Genomic DNA, 17,424 nt, shown 5'->3' with positions numbered 1-17,424 from the left:
CCCAAAGATCGGGTGAGGATGACTCCTTGTATTTATTTGTACTTGGCTGGGCATCAGGGGGTACGGGTCTCTATCGATAAGAGCAAGACCTCAGCAAGTGACGATGTCTGATGCCTGGCTGGAAGACCCCAAGACCCATTGGGCGATGAGGTTCCATCAGCAATCAAAAACACTTGATGGAGATGTGCAGGTCGTCGTGGAAAACGGCAGACCCATGCCTCACAGTCAGCCAGCTCTGATCAAGTCACGCATCCATATGGCTTATGAGGATGCAGTGTCTCTCTACCAAGAGTTGCAGCAGATTGGCTGGATGCATTGTCCAGCCTTTTGGTAAGCCTCCATGGCAGCCATCCTGAACTCATGACGACTGATCCCATCTCCGCGGTTTTAGAAGGAGTTTTGCTCGGAGCAGAGGATCTGCAAGGCATTCATCCATGGAAGGCCACTACGGAGCAAATCATCAGCGCTTGTATGCGTCTCGTTGAGGACTACGGCATCAAGCTGCCGGGGAGAGGGAGAGATTGCAGCAATTCACGATTCCATCTCGGAGGCGACGACGAATTTCGGTATCTGCACCAGAAAGACGACGCGGGCAATCCAGCTGTTTTGGTTTTGTTGGCGCAGGGCTAAGGCTCTGTTATTCGTCGCACTCAGGGCAGCAGCCAATCTTGTCTTGATCTGTGAGTGATCAGCTCACAGGCTCCGGATCAGAAGAGACAAGCCCATCAGTAGCGCGAGACATTCGAAAGCAAGCTTGACGACTCGGCTTCCTTTTTTGAGTGACAGGTGAGCACCGAGATATCCCCCGATCAGTGATCCTGCGATCAAGGCCGGTACCCAGTCCCAGCGGATCTCACCACTGAACCCGAGCACAAGAGCACCGGTGCCATTCCAGGCCAGACCCACCAGGATCAATGTGTGGGCAACGGCTCTTGGATAACTCAGGCCGAACCAGCGCACCAGCCACAGTGTGACGAACAGCCCCGAGCCAGACGTGAGTGAGCCGTTGAGCACTCCGATGACGAAAATCACAGCAGTGCCGATGAGCTTTTGCTGTCGGTTGTGGTTCACCAGCCTGTCGGTCTGTCCCAGTTCAGGCTTGCGGGTGGAGTACAGCCCGAGTAACAGGGTGAGCAGCCCAAGTGCTGCCGTAGCGATGCGATCAGGTAGAGCCATCACGCTGCTGGCGCCGATCCACACTCCCGGCACACCTGCGAGCAGAACTAACAGGCTGATGTGGGGATCAAGGCTGCTCGCCCGCCAGTGGCGACCGGCGGCACCAACGCCGAGGGCCACGCTGGCCAGTTTGTGGGTGGCGAGAGCCGAAGCGAAGGGAAGCCCCAGCAGGATGAGTGCTGGTAGCTGCACCAGGCCGGCACCGCCACCGGCAAAGGCTGAAAGGCCATTGGCCACAACCGCAATTGCAGCGAGTGCCAGCAGCAGCAGCTCACTGACCATGGAACGAAATCGATTTAGACATCCGTTTAATCAGTGTTCTCCTGCAAGACAAGCTCTCCTGCCGCTGGCACGAATGTCCTGTCCGCAAAGTTCTGTTGGATGTCTGAGGGGTGAATCACTGGTCCTGTGCAAATTATTCATGTTCCTGGATAGGTATCTCTATGGCGGCGGTGATTGTCAAACAGCACTTGCAGGCCAGGGACGGGTGACTGGGGCTTGCGGATGGGGCGAGTCATCCATCTCTACGGAGTTGTCTTTTCACCAATTCTGCTCTACTTGCTAGAACTGCTGGTGAGACTCGTTTCTTTGAGCATGAGTGATTACTGGGCAAACCGCATGACTGTTCCCGTTGTGCGCGCCAAAGAGTTCGCCGAGCTATCAGCTTGTTATCAGGAAGCTCTGAAGGACCGTGGTGCTCTGGATTGCACTTACAAGCTTTGGACAGAGATGACTGCTGCCGAGAAAGCAAAAGTTGCCAAGAGATTGCCCAGTACGGCTAATAACTGGTATGTCAATTGATTGGACGGTTATAACCTTTTAGTTTTAATCAAAGAAGGTCGGCTGATGCTGGCTTCCTTGATGGTCTTTTTCTGGCAAATCGTTAGCCAGGAGAAGTCTGTTGCTGAAACTTGGATTTGCAATTCAGCTTCCAAACGGAACTAGGTAGTCCGTATTTATCGCTGCTGCTATACGGCTGATTTCCGGCACTGATTGTTGAAGAACGTGGCTTTATTAAAAAACTGTTATTCGGGTGCACTGATTGGAAGCCCTTGAGGTCTAGTGAAGGTAAGACCATGATCGTTTGTTAGCCAGACAGTTTAAGAAAAGCTCCTCTTGTCCATTAGTTGTTTCTGTATGTCTGACTCATGATGTGAGTTCGCAGTGGATATACATCAGCTCAGGTGCAGGGTCCCAGCAAAGCTTGAGCCATGGGCAGAGCCAAGCTTGCTTTCCAGTGACTTCGTCTAACCAGTAAGTGGATCCTGGGTTTTTAGAGTCTTTTCTTAGCTTGGTGAAGGTGGTTGTTTGTTCTTCCAATGGCACGCGACTGACAGTGACTTCCATCGTTGAGAAGCGATCAGGCTTTACTTCAGATATCGATCGATACATATCGTCCATGATCTGCTCAGTGCCGCCCACGAGCAATTCGTTGTGTGTCTTGTACTCGGGCATAGAGAACTGCCATATGCCGTCATTACGATGTTCCATTTTGAAGGACCACTTGTCTTGATCTGGAGCTGAAGCATTTACAAGTGCAAGCTCCTCGTCAGTCAGCTGCCAGTAACTACAATTATTTTCAAGAAGAGCTGTGTTTTCGTTGGTTGACATTCATTTAATTGAATGAAGTCTTGCTGAAATCAGCATAGGTATTAATTGCGACAATCATTGAATGTCTTGATTTATGCATTTGATCCCAAAATAAAACCAATGGTTTGTTGATAGACGTTCAGTGCAGATAGAGACTTTAAGTGAATCCATGGATCAATCCATGAAAAGCCACAAGCGCTATACAGTCAGACACCGCGAGACTAGTAGTAGAAGGATTGAAAGCTGCTACTACGCTGGTGACGCTTTCGAAGCCCGTGTTCTGGCTATGGAGGTGGTTCCCTTTATCAAGGCTCACCCCAACTCCATTGAAGAGATCCGCTGCGAGGAGCCAAAGCAGGTTTAAATCGACTCCAAACCATCTGACAATGAAATACTGCCGCTTACAGAGCCTGGCGGTATTGAGTCGCCAACCAATGCAGCATTGCGCCTGTCATCGCAATGCCTCAGCCTATCCACACTCCAAGCAGGATTCCGATGACAAGGCCCGAAAACCACACAAGTGCCCCCATTTGGTACTCACCCAGACCGAACTTTTTTTTGATCCAGAAGTAGGCATCACGATCTGCGCCCACTAATGCCTTGAAGGGGTTCTTGGTCACTGTTCTGAGTGCAATTGTGTGGATGATCGCTCACCCATGATCTGAATGCCAGAGAGCTCGTGCAATCTTCTCTATTCGTGGCCTTTTCTTGTGCGGGATGAAGGTGTCATGCCAGTCGATTAAGGGGTCTGCAACTCTCCGGAATCAGAGAGGCCGATCTTCCTTGGCGTGTATCCAGAGATGACGGTCATTGTTAAAAACGACGATCTGACTGGCGAGAAAGTAGACAAAGATTGGTGGATGGGGCAGGTGATCAACTGCAACGGTGCTGCCCGTGACCCTTCAATGCACACCTCTTTCCAAATGCAGATGTCGATTCAGGCGTGATCCGCTGGGTCAACGCTGATCTATTGACCCACAGCCATCCAGCTTGCTGGCTCAGTAATAAGTGCTCACAAATCAATGCCATGTAGCGTTGTCCAGCCATCAAAGCTGCTGTAATTTTTGAGGGCTAAAATTAGCCATGATGAAAGGACTAACTTTTTTCTCGCGATCTCTGCCTTCTTTGCAGGATCATGTGCGCATGCACAAAAGGAAATACCGAAAGCAGAAGGTCATGACCATTGTCCACTAGGATATATAAATACGCTCGGCACAAAATGTGTGTCACCTATTTATTATGAAGTTGAGCCAACCTACGGACAAGCCTGTGCCTCAGGTTGGATGAATATTGGCGCTGGTTACTGCAAGAGAAAAACAATCCTTGGAATCTTTTTGCACAGGTAGATGTTGACCCAGCGGATCAATCCTGAATTCAGGTTAGCGATCAATGTCTAATGGATGACGGATCTCTATTTGGTCCTGTCACCGTTAGCGGTTGAGAAGCCCCCTTTTGCCTTGGACCGATTGATGATTGAGACTCTTGACCCTAACTCTCCAAAGCTTCTGCCACCACAGGGGCTTTTTATTTCTTTGATCATCCCTAAAGACTCACAAATCAACCTCCAATGCCTGGCAAGATTGAGCGCAGTTGAGCAGAGATAGTCAGGACTTAATTAGCAATCAAGCCTGCTATTAACTCGCAACTCCTGCCAATACTCGTTTGGCAGTAGCTTTCTTTTCTGAGCTTTGCTGCTTTTTAGGAGCTTCTGAGCTATGTATTAAGAGTACTGCTGTTGGTAACTCCTTATGAGTGCTCGTCGTTGGTTGCGTGAATTCAACGAATTTTTCTTTTCGAAGGGCAATGCCTTAAACCTGGCGATTGCAGTGGTTGTTGGTACACAGTTTCAGCAGATTGTGAATGCCATTAGCAAAGATCTCCTGATGCCTCTGCTGAATCCTCTGGTTCGAGGTGGTACCTGGCAGAACCTGGCGATTCCCTACTTCGATGGCGAACTGGCTATTGGCCAGATTCTCGATGTTGTAATCAACTCTCTAATAGTGGCTTGGGCGCTGTTTCTAATCATCAAAGTGATCAATCGCTCTGAGAAGCTTGCCTCATCGACTATCGATAAAGTTCGAGGGCAGCAGTCTGCAGAACGTGAGAACTTGTGAATAAGAAAATGCGATTCAGAGTTGAGAATCGTATCGATTAAGTAGCCATCAACTTCGACTCCCTGGCGTCATCCAGCCAGGGATGCAGCGACGGCAGCAATGTCGGTCTGATCCGGCTAGCGGTGTTATTCCCGGTGATGCATGGCGATGTCGTGTCCCATGCACTTCGCCGCGATTGATGTCGAAAGCACTTTGCTGATGCTTCGAATTGCCCAGGCATGTCAGAAGCCGTAGAACTGCATCCCAGGGAATCGCCGTTTCAGCCAACCCTGCCAGCGATCACAAAGGAGCTTGGCCATCTTGCCCAGGCCTTTGGTGTCCACTCGGTCGTCGAGGGTTTTGTTGTGGATGCCTGCGTCGAGCAGTTCGGACAGGCGGATGACGCAGGACTCCATTGAGCAGCCAAGTCGGTAGAGATTGGCCACCACCAGCAAATCGCCCTGGCTGCAGGCAGCTATCGCGTTCTGAAGCTTTACGCGCTCGCTGTATGGAGCAGCACCGCTGATGTACTCAGAAAAGATCGCGTCACAGCCCTGCCGTGAATGTGCTTCGAGCTGGGCTTCGGGTCCTGTTTGGTGGTTGAGCAGCGGGCGTAGCCAAATAATGTTATTTCTTCCAGCAATAAAGAAGTGCTTTGTTTGGCTGAGAAACGCAGGTGACACTTCCAGGGAATGAAGAAACTGCCCCTTTGGTGTCGTGAGTTCCGTTGACTTGAACACTTCTCTGATTTGGTTTGAATCCTTTGGCGCAATCTGAAAAGCAGATAGCTGTTCCAAAGCGAAGATTTCCATCACCTACGGCAGTAAATGATCCATGGATATTTCCGCACGTATCAAGCGCCGCACCCTTTAGGGACCTTCGCTCTCCAGTAATTGGATTAAGGGTCCAAGCCTCAACTTTTATATCTGTTGCGCATGCAGCTTGGGCCGATGGAGTGACTCCGCTGAAAACGATGATCGTCGAACCGAGACACGCAAAAAGCCCTGTCGTCCTCTCTGCCGACCGAATGGTCAAACATAGCGGGTTGGTGGTCATGGCGAATGACAGAGGAGAAAGTTATTTCAGCTGTCCGAATCGGGCCTGTAGCGCGGGGCCTACGCATTAAAAAGCCCAGTCATTGACTGGGCTTTTCTAACGGAGAGGGTCGGATTCGAACCGACGGTGAACTTGCGTCCACGCTGGTTTTCAAGACCAGAGCCATAAACCACTCGACCACCTCTCCATGAGGGTCGTGCTCGGGAGCTCGACTTGTTAATGATAGCAACCCCAGTCACGTTCTTGATACTGGACTCTTAGTCCTCTCGGCGTCTTTTCGCTGGTCAAAGGCGCCTCCTTGCGCTTCTTGCGGTTTGGCGTAGCTTCAGATCAGAAAACGGTCCAATAACGGTCCAAGGATGGCTCTGCTCTCCAAGCTGCAAAAACACCTGGACGACCGCCTCATTCGGTCCACAGCGGTCCAACACGGAAAGACCCTGGCCCTACGCGGAACTTTTAAGCAGCGCGACGGCAGCAGCAAGCGGATGCGTGTCTCTTTGGATCTACCGGCTGAAAATGATCAGCTCATCCATGCTGAGTCGCGAGCTTCAGAGTTTTGGGCTGAATATCAACGCCTGGGGTATTTGCCGAATCCCATGCCCTGGGTGGTGAAGGTAACGCCGCTTTCTTCTGCCAAGACTCTGACGGTCACCTGTGCAATCGGTCAGCTACAGGCTGCTTTTTTTCGAGGCAAGGAAGGTAACGCACAGCAGAGACGAAGTTGGGCTCGTATTGCTGATGTTCTTCAGCACCTCAAACCGGTCGGCAACGCTGAAGTAACTACTGATCTGTTGGTTGCTGTTGCTGAACAATGCAGTGACCCTCAGACACGGGGCCGGCAAGACGCCTGCAAACAGTTCAAGCGTTTGGCGAAGCTGGTTGGATTGAAAGAGTTAGAGCGATTCGATTCGATTCGAGGTGACTACAAGCCAAAGCAGCGCAGCAGTTTTGATGAGTCGCTGTTGATCGAGTTGATCGACGGCCTTCGGGACGATGGCCAATACGGATGGCTTACGGCTGCATTGGTTGTGTACGGCACGAGACCCGCAGAAACCTGGAGCCTGATTCCTAAAGACAACGGCACAGCTTTCGCAGTCAATCTGCCCAAGGGCAAGTCACCCCATCCGAAGTACCCTCTCGCACTTCCGCAGGAGCTGGTCAGTCGTTGGAGGCTGTTGGAGGTGGACCGACGGTGGAGCTTTGACCTCGGTTCCTATGACAGTGAATACGCGAAGTATCTAGGCAACCAATGGTGTCGTTGGGTCCAGGTAAGAGCCAAGCGGATTGAGGGATTGGCTGGTCTGCAACTGATGGACCTGAGACATGCCTGGGGCATCCGGTCAATCCATGCTGATCTTGATCCGCGCAAGGCGGCCAAAAGCATGGGCCACAGCATTGAGATGCACTTCCGCACTTACAACTCCACCTATGACGAGCTGGATGCGGAGCGAGCTGCAGCTGCACTGACTAAGCGCCAGCAGCAGATGCAGCAGTAGTCAGGAAACTGTTTTTGCCATTAAGAAATTTCTTGGCTATTACGAAACCATTGCCACTTTTGATTGATGAACAGGTTTTTAATCGTCTCGTCTTTTGCACTTGCTCTGATCGGAACAACATCGCCAGCCAAGGCAGTACCCCAAAAGAGGAATTTTGTTTACACGCAGGCATACGATTACGCTTTCAGAAATCAATCAACTGTTTCAGAATGCATAGCCAGGGCTTCTGCAGCTCTCGCAAATAATGGACTGGGCAATGAAGTCAACACTCAAATCAACGACGACAATCAATCTGGCATTGTATACGGTTGGAACAGAGATCGTACGGAAACTGCTGAAATAGAGTGCAACAGGAACAAGAAAACGTCCTTCCTGGCATATGCAGCTTTTACAGATGATTCCGATTTCATATGGAAAAAATGGAAGCTTTTGAAAGATTCAGACTGGTAAGTAAATTTGTAATGCTGAATCTTTATAGATGGGTTGCTTCTAAGGATTAAACCCCACATTCCTCATGCAGCGCACGGACGACCCACGTCGCTTTGCCCAAGAGGTAAACAATCAATTTAGTGCCAAGACACCTCACACTTGGCTTGGCTTGGCTTGGCGTGGTTGGCAAGAGGCTATTTTGTCGGGAGATCGATTGCGACTACTCAACACCCCCTGCATTTCCCTTGCAGGTGATTTTTGCAGCCTGTTTGTAAGGCCGGTACCTTCCGGGTGTTGCCTGCTAGATCATGAGCCTGTCGGTTGGGACCGCCCTACAAGACGGTTGGACAACGTTCCGTCGTACGCCCTGGACGTTTGTCTTTTTTGCCCTATTCGCGTTCGTACTGTCCACAGTTGTGGATCTACTCCCGGGTTTCGCTGGAATCATCTTCAGCACACTGGTCGACCTCTGGGCCACCGTGGGATTAATACGCGGCGCTTGGCTTGGCATCAACGGGGATCGACCCAGTTTCGGCGATCTGGTCAAAATCAATAGCCCTGCTATCTGGCGCCTTTTCAGCCGGCAATTTCTGCTGACCGTGCTGCTTGGTGTCATCAGCACAACGTCGGCAATCCTCGCTGTGACAGTGGCTGATGCTGGAGAGCTTGCCCAGTCGATCTACTGGCGAATCCAAGTAATTGATCCTTCCAACTTCGAGGCGATCAATCGCCTGTTCACTGAGATTCAAGATCTGGCATTTGCTGTTGGTAGTAATTCCGTCGCGATTTTGGTTCTGCTGATCGGAGCCGTCATAGCCATTTACATCCAGGTGAACCAGACGTTCCTGGGGTTCCTAGCAGTGGTGAAAGGGCTAGGACCGATCCCCACTCTTCGGGAAGGCTTCAGCACCGTGCAAGGACAGTGGTGGAAAGTGTTTGGATTGTTGACAATGCAGCTGGTAATCGTCCTGCTGGGATTAATCGCCTTTGGTTTTGGTTTGTTGGCCGCCATCCCGGTGGTGATGTGCAGCACCGCATCGGCCTACCGACAACTTTTCTGCGCCGATGATTCGACGGGATTACTCACCGGTAGCTGAGCCTTGAATCCAAACGCAACTCGGCACTACGGACAGTGGACGGACGATGCCTCCACAAAGTGGGCGGCCCAAGCCTCAATTAAGTTCCTAGTAGGTGCGAGCTGATGAGAGAGAAACCACCCCTATCAACCAATGACATTGTAAAGACAATTATCCCAATCCTAGTTGGCTTTTTTATATATTTTTCCTGCAGAGTTAATTCTCTGCTATATTATCAATGGATTGGGATAAAGCAATGCACGGGACTTGATACCCTTCAAAATTTGCTTTTGATTCACTGCACTGAAGCAGTCGCCGATTGGAAGTGGCTAGAAATAATTGTCTACTCAGTGCCAGCCGCACTTTACACATTTTCCCTCACTTTCTATATCAAGAAAAGATATCTTGAGGCAAGATTAAGAGGCAAAACACTGGCGGTAAAAATTTCAATCTATGCGAGCACCATTGCGCTTATAGCTTGGGGACCAGAAGTGCTTCAACTCGGCTTGTTAACAGGACACTTTGATGCGCAAGATGCCTGGACTGCCCTTGTTGCAGCTGGGATTGCATTAGTAGCATAAATACGTCTTGAACCTGCCGAAGCTCTAAGCTGCAGTATTACTCTGTCGAGGTATTTTTATTTTGAAAATGAAAAAATTACTCTCGCATCTACTACCGTTGCTGACATTTGCTGTTCTTGCCGCTGGTTCTACAGATGGCGATGATGGCTCCTCCAGCCCATCCACATCTCCACCAGAGGACAACTCCTGGGTTCCAGAAGGCTTCTCAAGATTCAACCGCAATGTAGCCGTTAAGTGGAGTCCAGATGGTAGCTACAGCTGCAGCCATAGACGATGCGTACAACTGGAGGTGGTGGCTAATAAGGACTGCGAAAATCTTTACGGTGAAGTCACTAAAATCGATAGCGCAGGCAATAGTGTTGGCTACACAAATGATACGCTAGAAAATCTAAAAATGGGTCAAAAATCACTCTTAATGTTCGATACATACGGAGACTTTGAGTCTTTTGAACTAGCCCAAATCAGCTGTTATTGAATTCACAGTGTTTGAGAGAAGGATACCTGTCTGGATCGTGATAATGACGGTGAGCCTGTGATAGCCTGAGATAAGTGAGCTCTCTTGAATGACATAACTACGATTATGTCGTTGGGGAAGTAATATTTTCAGAATGGATTGTAGATGCCCGGTATCTCCCAGCACTTCCAGTCAATCCAAATTCCCCTCTGCTCTGGAGGCGGATAGGCTCCATAACCTATCGAATTTGTAGGTTTAGGGTATGGCCCATCTATCCCTGGGTTGTATGGTCGATTCTCCATAACTGATCGGCAAAGATCGTATTGTTGCCTAGCAGATAAAGCATGAGAAGGGCTATCTCCAATTATCACTGCTCCAATAAATAGAAAAAAAAGTGGATACCTCTTCATACGAATAATTCCTCCCAATAGCAGTTTTCTCAAAACTAACATCAGAGCCATGGTTAGCCCAGCCGAAGAGAAGAGCTATCCCCAGTACTCCACTGCTTGATGGCGTGGATGACTGGCCCAAGTCAGCAAAACGCAAGCAATGGTTTGGGATCACACGTCGTCTTGTGCAAAACACAATCGATGAAATGGATTTAGATCCCGCTGCTATGAGCGAGATAGAAGAGGCATTCATCGGCGCGGGACTGCTGTGATGCGCTCAGTTGCGATTCCCATTTTTGTCGAAACTCACGCCTGCGGAAGCGAGAGCAATAAAGCCAATGGCAAGTCCAATTTTCAGCTTCCCTTGGGCTCTGACGGCCAGGACAGTAGAGCTGGTTTCGTTGTTCGAGGAGGCCATTTCAGCGCTTTGAGCGCTCCATTCATGAAGTCCTGTTATGCCGAGAAATACTGCTGCAACTACGGACAGAAAACGTGTGGCGGCGCCGATCTTCATCACCAGTCAGTCACTGCTCCATAGGTAGCCATGGCACGGAAAAGAGTCACCGCCAGCGAGAAGAAGCAACGCTATGAATGGGCGATCCGGCAGATTGACGCCGGAATGGGTCTTCGTGAATTAACTACGATTACTGCTGAAACATGGCGGTGTTCCCGCCGAAACGCTTCTGATGTCGTGGCCAAGGCCCACAAAGACTGGATGGAGGCGTTTAATAATCAGGAAATTAACCAGCGTGATCTCCTCTTTTAGCAGGTTGGACGCGTAGAACACATTGCCCGCAAGGCAGGGAACTGTGGTCAATACGCGGCCGCAGTGGCTGCCATTACGGCGCTTAATCGAATGTGTGCACTGGGCGCTGACCAGCGAGAATCCCCCAGTCACCCGTCGCATCGCTACAGATGGTGACTATCTCAATTGTGACTATGCAAAGTTTGGCGGTTATTTAGATAAGACCGTTGTTGGTATTCCTTTGCTTCCAGCATAGAAAACCACTAGGTCAACATCATCGGGACCAACTGCTTTTCCCGCATGAGCTGTGTTTACAACTTCGATCAGAGCTTCTCCTGCTCCAAATGACTTTGTCATCCCATCTTTTGTATAAAGCTCTAAACGGCCGTTAAGGATCACCGCTGAATTGATCACGGGGTGGTAGTGCCATGGAAGTGTCACGCCCGAGGGAATCTTAATTCTCAAGACTTTGATTTCAGCCTGACCGGCTGGGTAATTAGGGAGTGCTTGTCCATTCCATTCTTTTGATGAGTTAACTAGCTCTGTAATGCTGACACCTAGTTTCTCCGCACCATGTCCATCATGAGCATGAATCTCTCTTGCGTTTAAAGGTATCGCCAAAAGCATGACAAGAGTAAATGCAACTCGCTTCATGAGTAATCCGAATAACCAACTCATCATGGCAAAGACTTCTGCTGTGAGCCATGCGTGGATGACTCATCTGTGGTTGCCGTTGATGGTCTGACCCCCACACCTCAATTACGCGCTCTCAAGAGTGGGTTTTTTGTTTGCCTGTAGTGGAAGTAAAAACCCCACACTTGGCGAGGTGAGATTGATGTGAGGTTTTTGTCAGGAGATCAATGGCCTATAGACGCAAATGGCTATTCTACTAAAGTGATAAATAATGCTTTGAGCTGATGCTAATCAAGGTACTTGGCCTGTCGCTTTTCCTTTCAGCCCTGTCCATTCCCGTAAATGCACAGTTGTCAGAAAAGGATATAACAGAAAATTGGCACAGAGGCGCATTGAACTGGGAAGGCAAAAAACAGTTCGCCTCTTATCAGTTTCTAGGCAAAGGCTATGAGTTTGCAGTTGGATTTATCTATCCTGGCAGCGGCATTCAGTGGAGCATGCGTATGCCCTCATTACTGATAATTGATTGCAAGTCTGGAGAAGTTGTAAGTGGATGGATTGCGACTGATACCACTAAAGAGGGGCTTCTTGAAGATCACAATGAGGAATCAAAGCTTGTCAATCAATTCGTTGCTGACTTCTGCACTAGCCACAAAACCCTTTTCCCCGATGCTTCGATCTATAAAAGCATTGAGATGTAGGGCTAATACAAAAACCCCGCTCGTGACAGGGTGTGATTGGTGTGAGGTTGTTTTCTCGGGAGATCGATAGCGACTACTCAACGCCCCCTGCTTTTCCCTTTCGGGTCTTGTAAAGCTTTCAGCCTCGCTTTCATGGCTTCAGGCTTCCCGACAATGGATCAACTCATGAATCAGTACGTTTTGCCACAGACGACGGTGGCACCTGAAGCCATAACAACCATGGCCCCGCTATAACCAACGGCGGCTAGCTGGACTATTTATGTCGCTAGAGTTGCCAACGGCACCAAGAATTCCAGGAGCAGCGCCGATGATGAGAGTTCTCTTCCAGGCGACTTTGCTCAATTGCTTTTCAAAAAAGGAAGGCTGGGTGGTTTGTGTAGTTGCGATTGTCATTGGTATGAAGTGAATAAATGACGGGAACTGAATCAATGATCTTTCGGAATTATTATTCATAAGGGCAGGACACCTCGCTTGCACCGAAAATAGGGTTCCAAAACATGTATCTCCCATATCTCTCAAAGCTACTGAAATAAATACCAACCCCAATTGCAAGAACAGAGATAATCTCGACAACTTGTTGCTTCTTAGACTTTGCGATTTGAGTAAATATTGTTTGATGTGAATAGTGGAGGTCATCCCTCCTGGACTTCTTCACCATCTCCGGAATCAATCGAATCCACATCACCCGTTCAGGTGCTCTTCCGCCCACCTGACTCCCCCGTTTGGGTTGACGGATGCAGCCAGCCGAACAGCGATGGTTTCGCCATCGTGTCCAGTTGCCGATCAAGGACCGCCCACATGTTGATCGCCATGTGCCGAAGCACGGTGTCGGCTGGCTTGTGAACGCCCAGTAAGGGAAGGTTTGCAGCTTTACGAATGACTCGCCCACTGCGCATGCTCAATGGGTCGTCGTTGAGACCCGACTGCTACGGGGTGGTGGTCAGCCTGTAGTCAGACGCATGTTGCGCCATAACGCCATCGAAGCCTGGGAAACGATATAGAAGTCAGGTGGCTGGAAGACCGCCTGAACGAGAGAAGGAGGCTTACGTCAACCGCTGAGCTTCCTGCCTGCGTGAAATCTCAGCCTTCAGTCTGGCGGCTGTAGAGCTTCGAACTGATCGCCATAAGCATCAGGAAAACAAGGCTGATGGATAGAATTACGAGGCTGTCGATGGTCTTTGACCGCGCCTAGAGCGACATTACTCTCGCAGAGATTTAATCCGAACTGTCCATCTCAACCTGGACACTCAGCCGATCACTGAGCGTGAAGCAAGCAGTGCCGAAACTGACGATCAGGACTAGGAGGTCGGAGGTGCCGCACATCAGCCTTCTGCTGATTTGCAAACGTTAGGCGGGCCATTGCGGAATGTAAAGTGGATATGCGTAGTGGGTTTCGCAGCTCGCACTTTCCGGTTCCAGCCGGACAATGATCTGTTATTCGTTCTTACGATCTAACAGCTATTGGTATTGAAATGGAATCCATCACTTGGCTGGTTATCACCTGGGCAACCTACGGCGCTCATCGAACCACTGCTGCTCTGGAGAAGATTCCACAAGCCTCCATGGAGCAGTGCATGGAGAATTCCAGAGTGATCCAGAGTTGGCAACCCAAAGCGAGTGCTAAGTGCATTGAGGGCGTTCGTGGCTTCTGATCTACTGCTGCCTTTCATGAATTCAGGCGTTGGTCTCGCCTAAGTCAACATCACTCGTCGATGCCGGTAATCCCTAACGAATTACTTCCGCACTAGGCGTCGAGAATTTTTAATAATCAAAAATTGATGAAATAAGTAAGATGGTCTTGCTGCAACGAATGAGAATTATTGGTAGTGGATTAGTTATTGTTGCATACTACATAACCCTGCACCTTGATGTAGTGACTGGTGTAATAATCCATTTGTCGGCAATGAGTATATCGGTGCCCTACTTTATTAAATCTAAAGCTTGGGATGTAGTGATCATGATGATGTTCCTTATGACGATAGGGTCTGGGCGTCTGATCACAGCAGCTATTCTTTAACTGCTTATAAGTATTAGCGCTCACTGCTGTGCGCTACTCAGCTGAGATTCCATCTAGGAGAAGGTCTTCTGCGATACGACTCACTGGGCTTTGCACTAGTTAATGTTGGTGTACAGGCTCTTTACCTATGTCCGACGCAACTACTAAGTACACGCCTGACCCTTATAAGTCTTTCAGTGAAAAGTTGAATGGGCGTGCAGCAATGCTTGGTCTGGGTATTGGATAGCTGTTGAAGCTTTGACAGGTAAAGGAATTGTCGAGCAGGTCGCTACTTTCAATCAAGCGTCTGTTTTGGACCTTTCCGGCATTAAGTGTTTTTTGGGTGTGATGTTCAGCTGCGTTGGAATCTTCAGCTGAGCCGATCGACTCAATTAAGTCCTGGCAGTACGACCTACCCAGCCAAGACGTTTCAACGCAAGGCCCCGCCTTAACGAGTGGGGTTTTTATTTGCCTGCAGTGGGCTCGTGGATTCGTTACTCGCCAAGGCAGTTTAAAGGAGTCACCTCCGGATGACTCCTTTCTTTATTTCAGCTGTTGGGCTTGGCCAGAGGCAAGAGGCACTTGTCTGAATCGCAACCGGCGGGGCCGGCTTCGCTTATTTCACCCATGTCGTAGCGCTGCAGCGCCTCGAAGAAATCAGAGCTCACGCGTCGTTGGATGACTTCGGTTTGCATCCGTTCGTACGTTGCGGCATCGATTGGTTCGAACGGAAGACGAGGGAATGTGGCGTTGGCGTCGAAACGGGCCAGCAAGGCCGCTGAGATGTAGCCCTCTCCACGTTCGATGGTGCCGTGCAGTGCATCGGTGAGAGCTTCGATTTCATGTTCACGGAACTCGATTGTTGCCGAGGTGTTGTGAGCGGTGTAGTGGGTCTGAACCTGCATGTAGAAATCGAACTGGGCCATGGCCGAGAAGGCGTTGATGTCTACTGCATCCGCGCCGGGCAGATTCGCCCAACTCACTTCAGTGGGAATTTCCACCAGCCATTCGGTGCAACGGGGATCGAATGGATCATCCAGCAGTCGACCTTGCTCATCTTTGTCGGACTGAGATGGCACCACGGTGTAGCCGTAGTCCATGCAAGCCATGGCCACTGGGTCGTTCTTTCCGAAGGTGATGCGGCGGATGAAGCGCTGAGCCTTGGGGGGGTGCCAGCCAGGGGCAGCACCGGTGAGCAGGCTTTTGGTGCCGGCGGGTTGCACTGTTGTGCAGCGGTTGGGACGACGCAGTCCATGACGGTCGCAGTATTCCCAAACCGCTTCATTCACGGTTGTTTTCCAGCGACTGAGATACTCCGCTTCCTGGCGTTTGAAGTCCTGGCCTTCCTCGGTGTCTGGGCGACCGGCTTCCCACCATTTCAGCCAGGGGGTTCCGAAAGCGTGCACGAAGAAATCGAACAGGCCTGTGAAACTCACGCCAACGATCGGATCCCAGGCGCGGCTTTGGCGATAGCGTTCCACTTCGAATTGATGGTTCAGCAGGCAAGCCACTGACAAGGCACCAGCTCTGAAGGCGTCGCGTTGACCCTCGTCATCGCTGGGGTCGATCTGGTTGAGATGAACTTCTGCCAGGTTGCAGTGGAAGTCGGCACCGAGAATCTCCCCACAGGGATTGAGCCCGTAGCGTCCGAGTCGATGCTCGAGTTCGTCATCTGCAATTGGGCCGTGATTAAGATTCAGCCAGCGACCAGCCTCTTCTTTGCCTTGATCGCAATAGATGTCGATGAATTCCCGACGCAGTTCAGGTGTAGAGAGAAGATCAGCATTGGAGCGAGCAATCGCTTCAGGCGCGAACTGGATCGCTCCCTCACCGCTGTGGAACTGGCGGGTCACCGCCTCTAACAGCACTTCACGGCTGGGGCGGGTGTGATAAACCCTGGTGTGATTGGCCATGCGCAGCGCGTCACGCTCGGGATCAATCCGCCAGTTGCCATCTGAATCCTGCTGCCAGAGGTTGTCTTTAGCGCCGGCCGCGCTGGTGTCGTTGAACGCGAACTGACGCATGCCCGCGCTGCGACGGATGTTGCCGGCCACGATGGTGACGGCAGCTTCATCAATCAGTAGGCAGCATTCAACCGAGGTCAGCCTGCGCCCAACGGCTTTGCCCAGAAGACGGGCGACACGTCCGTAGAGATCCTTGAGTTTGACCGGATTGGCCATGCCCCCGAAGCCCTTGAGGGTTTCGCCAACAGGTCGAACGTCGGAAAGATCAACATCAACTTTGATTGTGCGTCCTGCAAAACGCTCATCACTGCTGAGGTTGAGCAGCAATTGATAGCTGTCGACCCAGCCCCGACGGGTGTCGCCAACACGTATCGAGACGGTGTCTCCATCGATGATGTGGCTGGTGCAGTCTTGGCGCTCGCCGGCCGGAGTGACGCCGATGTCGGTGACCTTGACCACTTCAATCGGATTGGTGACCACCGGCAGTCGGTCGATCAGGTGCGGTTCGATGATGGCGCCTGTACCGCAGCCCATCATCGCCAGGTCCATCATCAGACCGAAGGCTTCCCAATCCACCAAATTGGTGGATGTGCAGTTGTAAGAACCCGAAAAATTTTCTTGGCGTTCGATCCAGGGGGTGCCGCCGATCCAAAGCCAACGACCAGAAGGCAAAGCTTTTTGATTGGCCTGCATCCGGGCCAACAGCGACACTTCTTCATCGGTTAGCTCGCCGAGCTTCTGTAAACCGCTGAGATTTCGCGATCCAACTTCACTCCAACTCTCTCTTCCGGAGCTGCTGCGTCGGCTGTATGTCCGATAGAAAACGGGGTTGGCGGCAGGAGCTGTGGCGGGGAAGTTGCCGTTGCTGGACAGAGTTTCAGTGATGTCCTGGGTGTCACTGCGGCTTGGAGACAGGGTCACGTTGTCGGGCGGGTCAGTTCAGGCACACTAACGCCAGCAATGGGGGTGGCAACCGGTTGGTGGCACTATCCGCAGTGTCGCTGGTCAAGAGGGGGCAGGGACTGCCACCATTTCGATCAGTCAT

22 protein-coding genes and 1 tRNA gene are annotated in these 17,424 nt (G+C 50.7%); 15 read left to right on the top strand and 8 right to left on the bottom strand.

Features of this window, described 5'->3' with window-relative positions; all coding sequences use genetic code 11:
* The first annotated feature begins 103 nt into the window (after positions 1-103).
* Both SIB42_RS11675 and SIB42_RS11670 read left to right on the top strand, forming a co-directional pair.
* Entirely contained in the window at positions 104-334 is a 231-nt protein-coding gene (locus SIB42_RS11675) for a DUF1651 domain-containing protein (protein WP_067096852.1), read from the top strand.
* A 26-nt stretch (positions 335-360) separates the two neighbouring features.
* Positions 361-630, top strand: a complete 270-nt coding sequence (locus SIB42_RS11670) for a hypothetical protein (RefSeq protein WP_067096855.1) — start codon at positions 361-363, stop codon at positions 628-630.
* A gap of 63 nt (positions 631-693) precedes the next feature.
* On the opposite strand, the gene SIB42_RS11665 is transcribed toward SIB42_RS11670, so the two are convergent.
* A complete protein-coding gene (locus SIB42_RS11665; RefSeq protein ID WP_197459911.1) occupies positions 694-1,458 on the bottom strand; it encodes a sulfite exporter TauE/SafE family protein in 765 nt (254 codons plus the stop codon).
* Between the two features lie 276 nt (positions 1,459-1,734).
* Here SIB42_RS11665 and SIB42_RS11660 point away from each other — a divergent pair, with 276 nt between their 5' ends.
* Positions 1,735-1,977: a hypothetical protein gene (locus SIB42_RS11660; RefSeq protein ID WP_197459912.1), complete on the top strand. Its 243-nt coding sequence runs from the start codon at positions 1,735-1,737 to the stop codon at positions 1,975-1,977.
* A gap of 345 nt (positions 1,978-2,322) precedes the next feature.
* On the opposite strand, the gene SIB42_RS11655 is transcribed toward SIB42_RS11660, so the two are convergent.
* Entirely contained in the window at positions 2,323-2,787 is a 465-nt protein-coding gene (locus SIB42_RS11655) for a DUF6717 family protein (RefSeq protein WP_067096861.1), read from the bottom strand.
* A 443-nt stretch (positions 2,788-3,230) separates the two neighbouring features.
* Positions 3,231-3,386, bottom strand: coding sequence for a hypothetical protein (locus SIB42_RS11650; RefSeq protein ID WP_413328017.1), 156 nt, complete (start codon positions 3,384-3,386; stop codon positions 3,231-3,233).
* A gap of 180 nt (positions 3,387-3,566) precedes the next feature.
* Between SIB42_RS11650 and SIB42_RS11645 the strand changes: the two genes are divergently transcribed.
* From SIB42_RS11645 to mscL, 3 genes are all read left to right on the top strand, one after another.
* Positions 3,567-3,713, top strand: coding sequence for a DUF3104 domain-containing protein (locus SIB42_RS11645; protein WP_369818461.1), 147 nt, complete (start codon positions 3,567-3,569; stop codon positions 3,711-3,713).
* Between the two features lie 165 nt (positions 3,714-3,878).
* On the top strand, positions 3,879-4,112 hold the full coding sequence (locus tag SIB42_RS11640) for a hypothetical protein (RefSeq protein WP_082825081.1): 234 nt from the start codon (positions 3,879-3,881) through the stop codon (positions 4,110-4,112).
* A gap of 402 nt (positions 4,113-4,514) precedes the next feature.
* Positions 4,515-4,880, top strand: coding sequence for a large conductance mechanosensitive channel protein MscL (mscL, locus tag SIB42_RS11635; protein WP_067096867.1), 366 nt, complete (start codon positions 4,515-4,517; stop codon positions 4,878-4,880).
* A 221-nt stretch (positions 4,881-5,101) separates the two neighbouring features.
* Here mscL and SIB42_RS11630 read toward each other — a convergent pair whose 3' ends face one another.
* On the bottom strand, positions 5,102-5,599 hold the full coding sequence (locus tag SIB42_RS11630; protein WP_197459913.1) for a recombinase family protein: 498 nt from the start codon (positions 5,597-5,599) through the stop codon (positions 5,102-5,104).
* Positions 5,600-6,015: 416 nt separating this feature from the next.
* Positions 6,016-6,102: transfer RNA gene (locus SIB42_RS11625), tRNA-Ser, on the bottom strand.
* Between the two features lie 172 nt (positions 6,103-6,274).
* On the opposite strand from SIB42_RS11625, the gene SIB42_RS11620 reads away from it, so the two are divergent.
* From SIB42_RS11620 to SIB42_RS11595, 6 genes are all read left to right on the top strand, one after another.
* Positions 6,275-7,411 (top strand): hypothetical protein, encoded by a 1,137-nt coding sequence (locus tag SIB42_RS11620; protein ID WP_067096873.1) that lies wholly within the window; start codon positions 6,275-6,277, stop codon positions 7,409-7,411.
* A 66-nt stretch (positions 7,412-7,477) separates the two neighbouring features.
* Entirely contained in the window at positions 7,478-7,861 is a 384-nt protein-coding gene (locus SIB42_RS11615) for a hypothetical protein (RefSeq protein WP_067096876.1), read from the top strand.
* Between the two features lie 287 nt (positions 7,862-8,148).
* A complete protein-coding gene (locus SIB42_RS11610; RefSeq protein ID WP_067096879.1) occupies positions 8,149-8,937 on the top strand; it encodes a hypothetical protein in 789 nt (262 codons plus the stop codon).
* A 104-nt stretch (positions 8,938-9,041) separates the two neighbouring features.
* Positions 9,042-9,497 (top strand): hypothetical protein, encoded by a 456-nt coding sequence (locus SIB42_RS11605; RefSeq protein ID WP_067096882.1) that lies wholly within the window; start codon positions 9,042-9,044, stop codon positions 9,495-9,497.
* 67 nt (positions 9,498-9,564) lie between these two features.
* Positions 9,565-9,972 carry a hypothetical protein gene (locus tag SIB42_RS11600; RefSeq protein WP_156485237.1) on the top strand — a complete coding sequence of 136 codons (408 nt, stop codon included), beginning with the start codon at positions 9,565-9,567 and terminating at the stop codon, positions 9,970-9,972.
* Between the two features lie 493 nt (positions 9,973-10,465).
* Positions 10,466-10,612 carry a hypothetical protein gene (locus tag SIB42_RS11595; protein WP_197459914.1) on the top strand — a complete coding sequence of 49 codons (147 nt, stop codon included), beginning with the start codon at positions 10,466-10,468 and terminating at the stop codon, positions 10,610-10,612.
* Positions 10,613-10,617: 5 nt separating this feature from the next.
* On the opposite strand, the gene SIB42_RS11590 is transcribed toward SIB42_RS11595, so the two are convergent.
* Positions 10,618-10,854 (bottom strand): hypothetical protein, encoded by a 237-nt coding sequence (locus SIB42_RS11590; RefSeq protein WP_156485238.1) that lies wholly within the window; start codon positions 10,852-10,854, stop codon positions 10,618-10,620.
* A 30-nt stretch (positions 10,855-10,884) separates the two neighbouring features.
* Between SIB42_RS11590 and SIB42_RS11585 the strand changes: the two genes are divergently transcribed.
* Positions 10,885-11,106, top strand: coding sequence for a hypothetical protein (locus SIB42_RS11585; protein ID WP_067096888.1), 222 nt, complete (start codon positions 10,885-10,887; stop codon positions 11,104-11,106).
* A 189-nt stretch (positions 11,107-11,295) separates the two neighbouring features.
* Here the strand turns inward: SIB42_RS11585 and SIB42_RS11580 are convergent, their stop codons facing one another.
* On the bottom strand, positions 11,296-11,739 hold the full coding sequence (locus SIB42_RS11580; protein ID WP_067097151.1) for a cupin domain-containing protein: 444 nt from the start codon (positions 11,737-11,739) through the stop codon (positions 11,296-11,298).
* Between the two features lie 263 nt (positions 11,740-12,002).
* Between SIB42_RS11580 and SIB42_RS11575 the strand changes: the two genes are divergently transcribed.
* Together SIB42_RS11575 and SIB42_RS11570 are read left to right on the top strand one after the other, a co-directional pair.
* Positions 12,003-12,419 (top strand): hypothetical protein, encoded by a 417-nt coding sequence (locus SIB42_RS11575; protein ID WP_067096891.1) that lies wholly within the window; start codon positions 12,003-12,005, stop codon positions 12,417-12,419.
* 1,472 nt (positions 12,420-13,891) lie between these two features.
* Positions 13,892-14,071, top strand: coding sequence for a hypothetical protein (locus SIB42_RS11570; protein ID WP_067096899.1), 180 nt, complete (start codon positions 13,892-13,894; stop codon positions 14,069-14,071).
* An 892-nt stretch (positions 14,072-14,963) separates the two neighbouring features.
* Here SIB42_RS11570 and nrdJ read toward each other — a convergent pair.
* On the bottom strand, positions 14,964-17,300 hold the full coding sequence (gene nrdJ / locus SIB42_RS11565; RefSeq protein WP_067096905.1) for a ribonucleoside-triphosphate reductase, adenosylcobalamin-dependent: 2,337 nt from the start codon (positions 17,298-17,300) through the stop codon (positions 14,964-14,966).
* Positions 17,301-17,424: the final 124 nt, after the last annotated feature.

This window comes from Synechococcus sp. MIT S9508 (genome assembly GCF_047303045.1).
Taxonomy (GTDB): domain Bacteria; phylum Cyanobacteriota; class Cyanobacteriia; order PCC-6307; family Cyanobiaceae; genus Synechococcus_C.
Note: the sequence above shows the minus strand (reverse complement) of the source record. Positions and strands in the feature narration are given on the sequence as shown.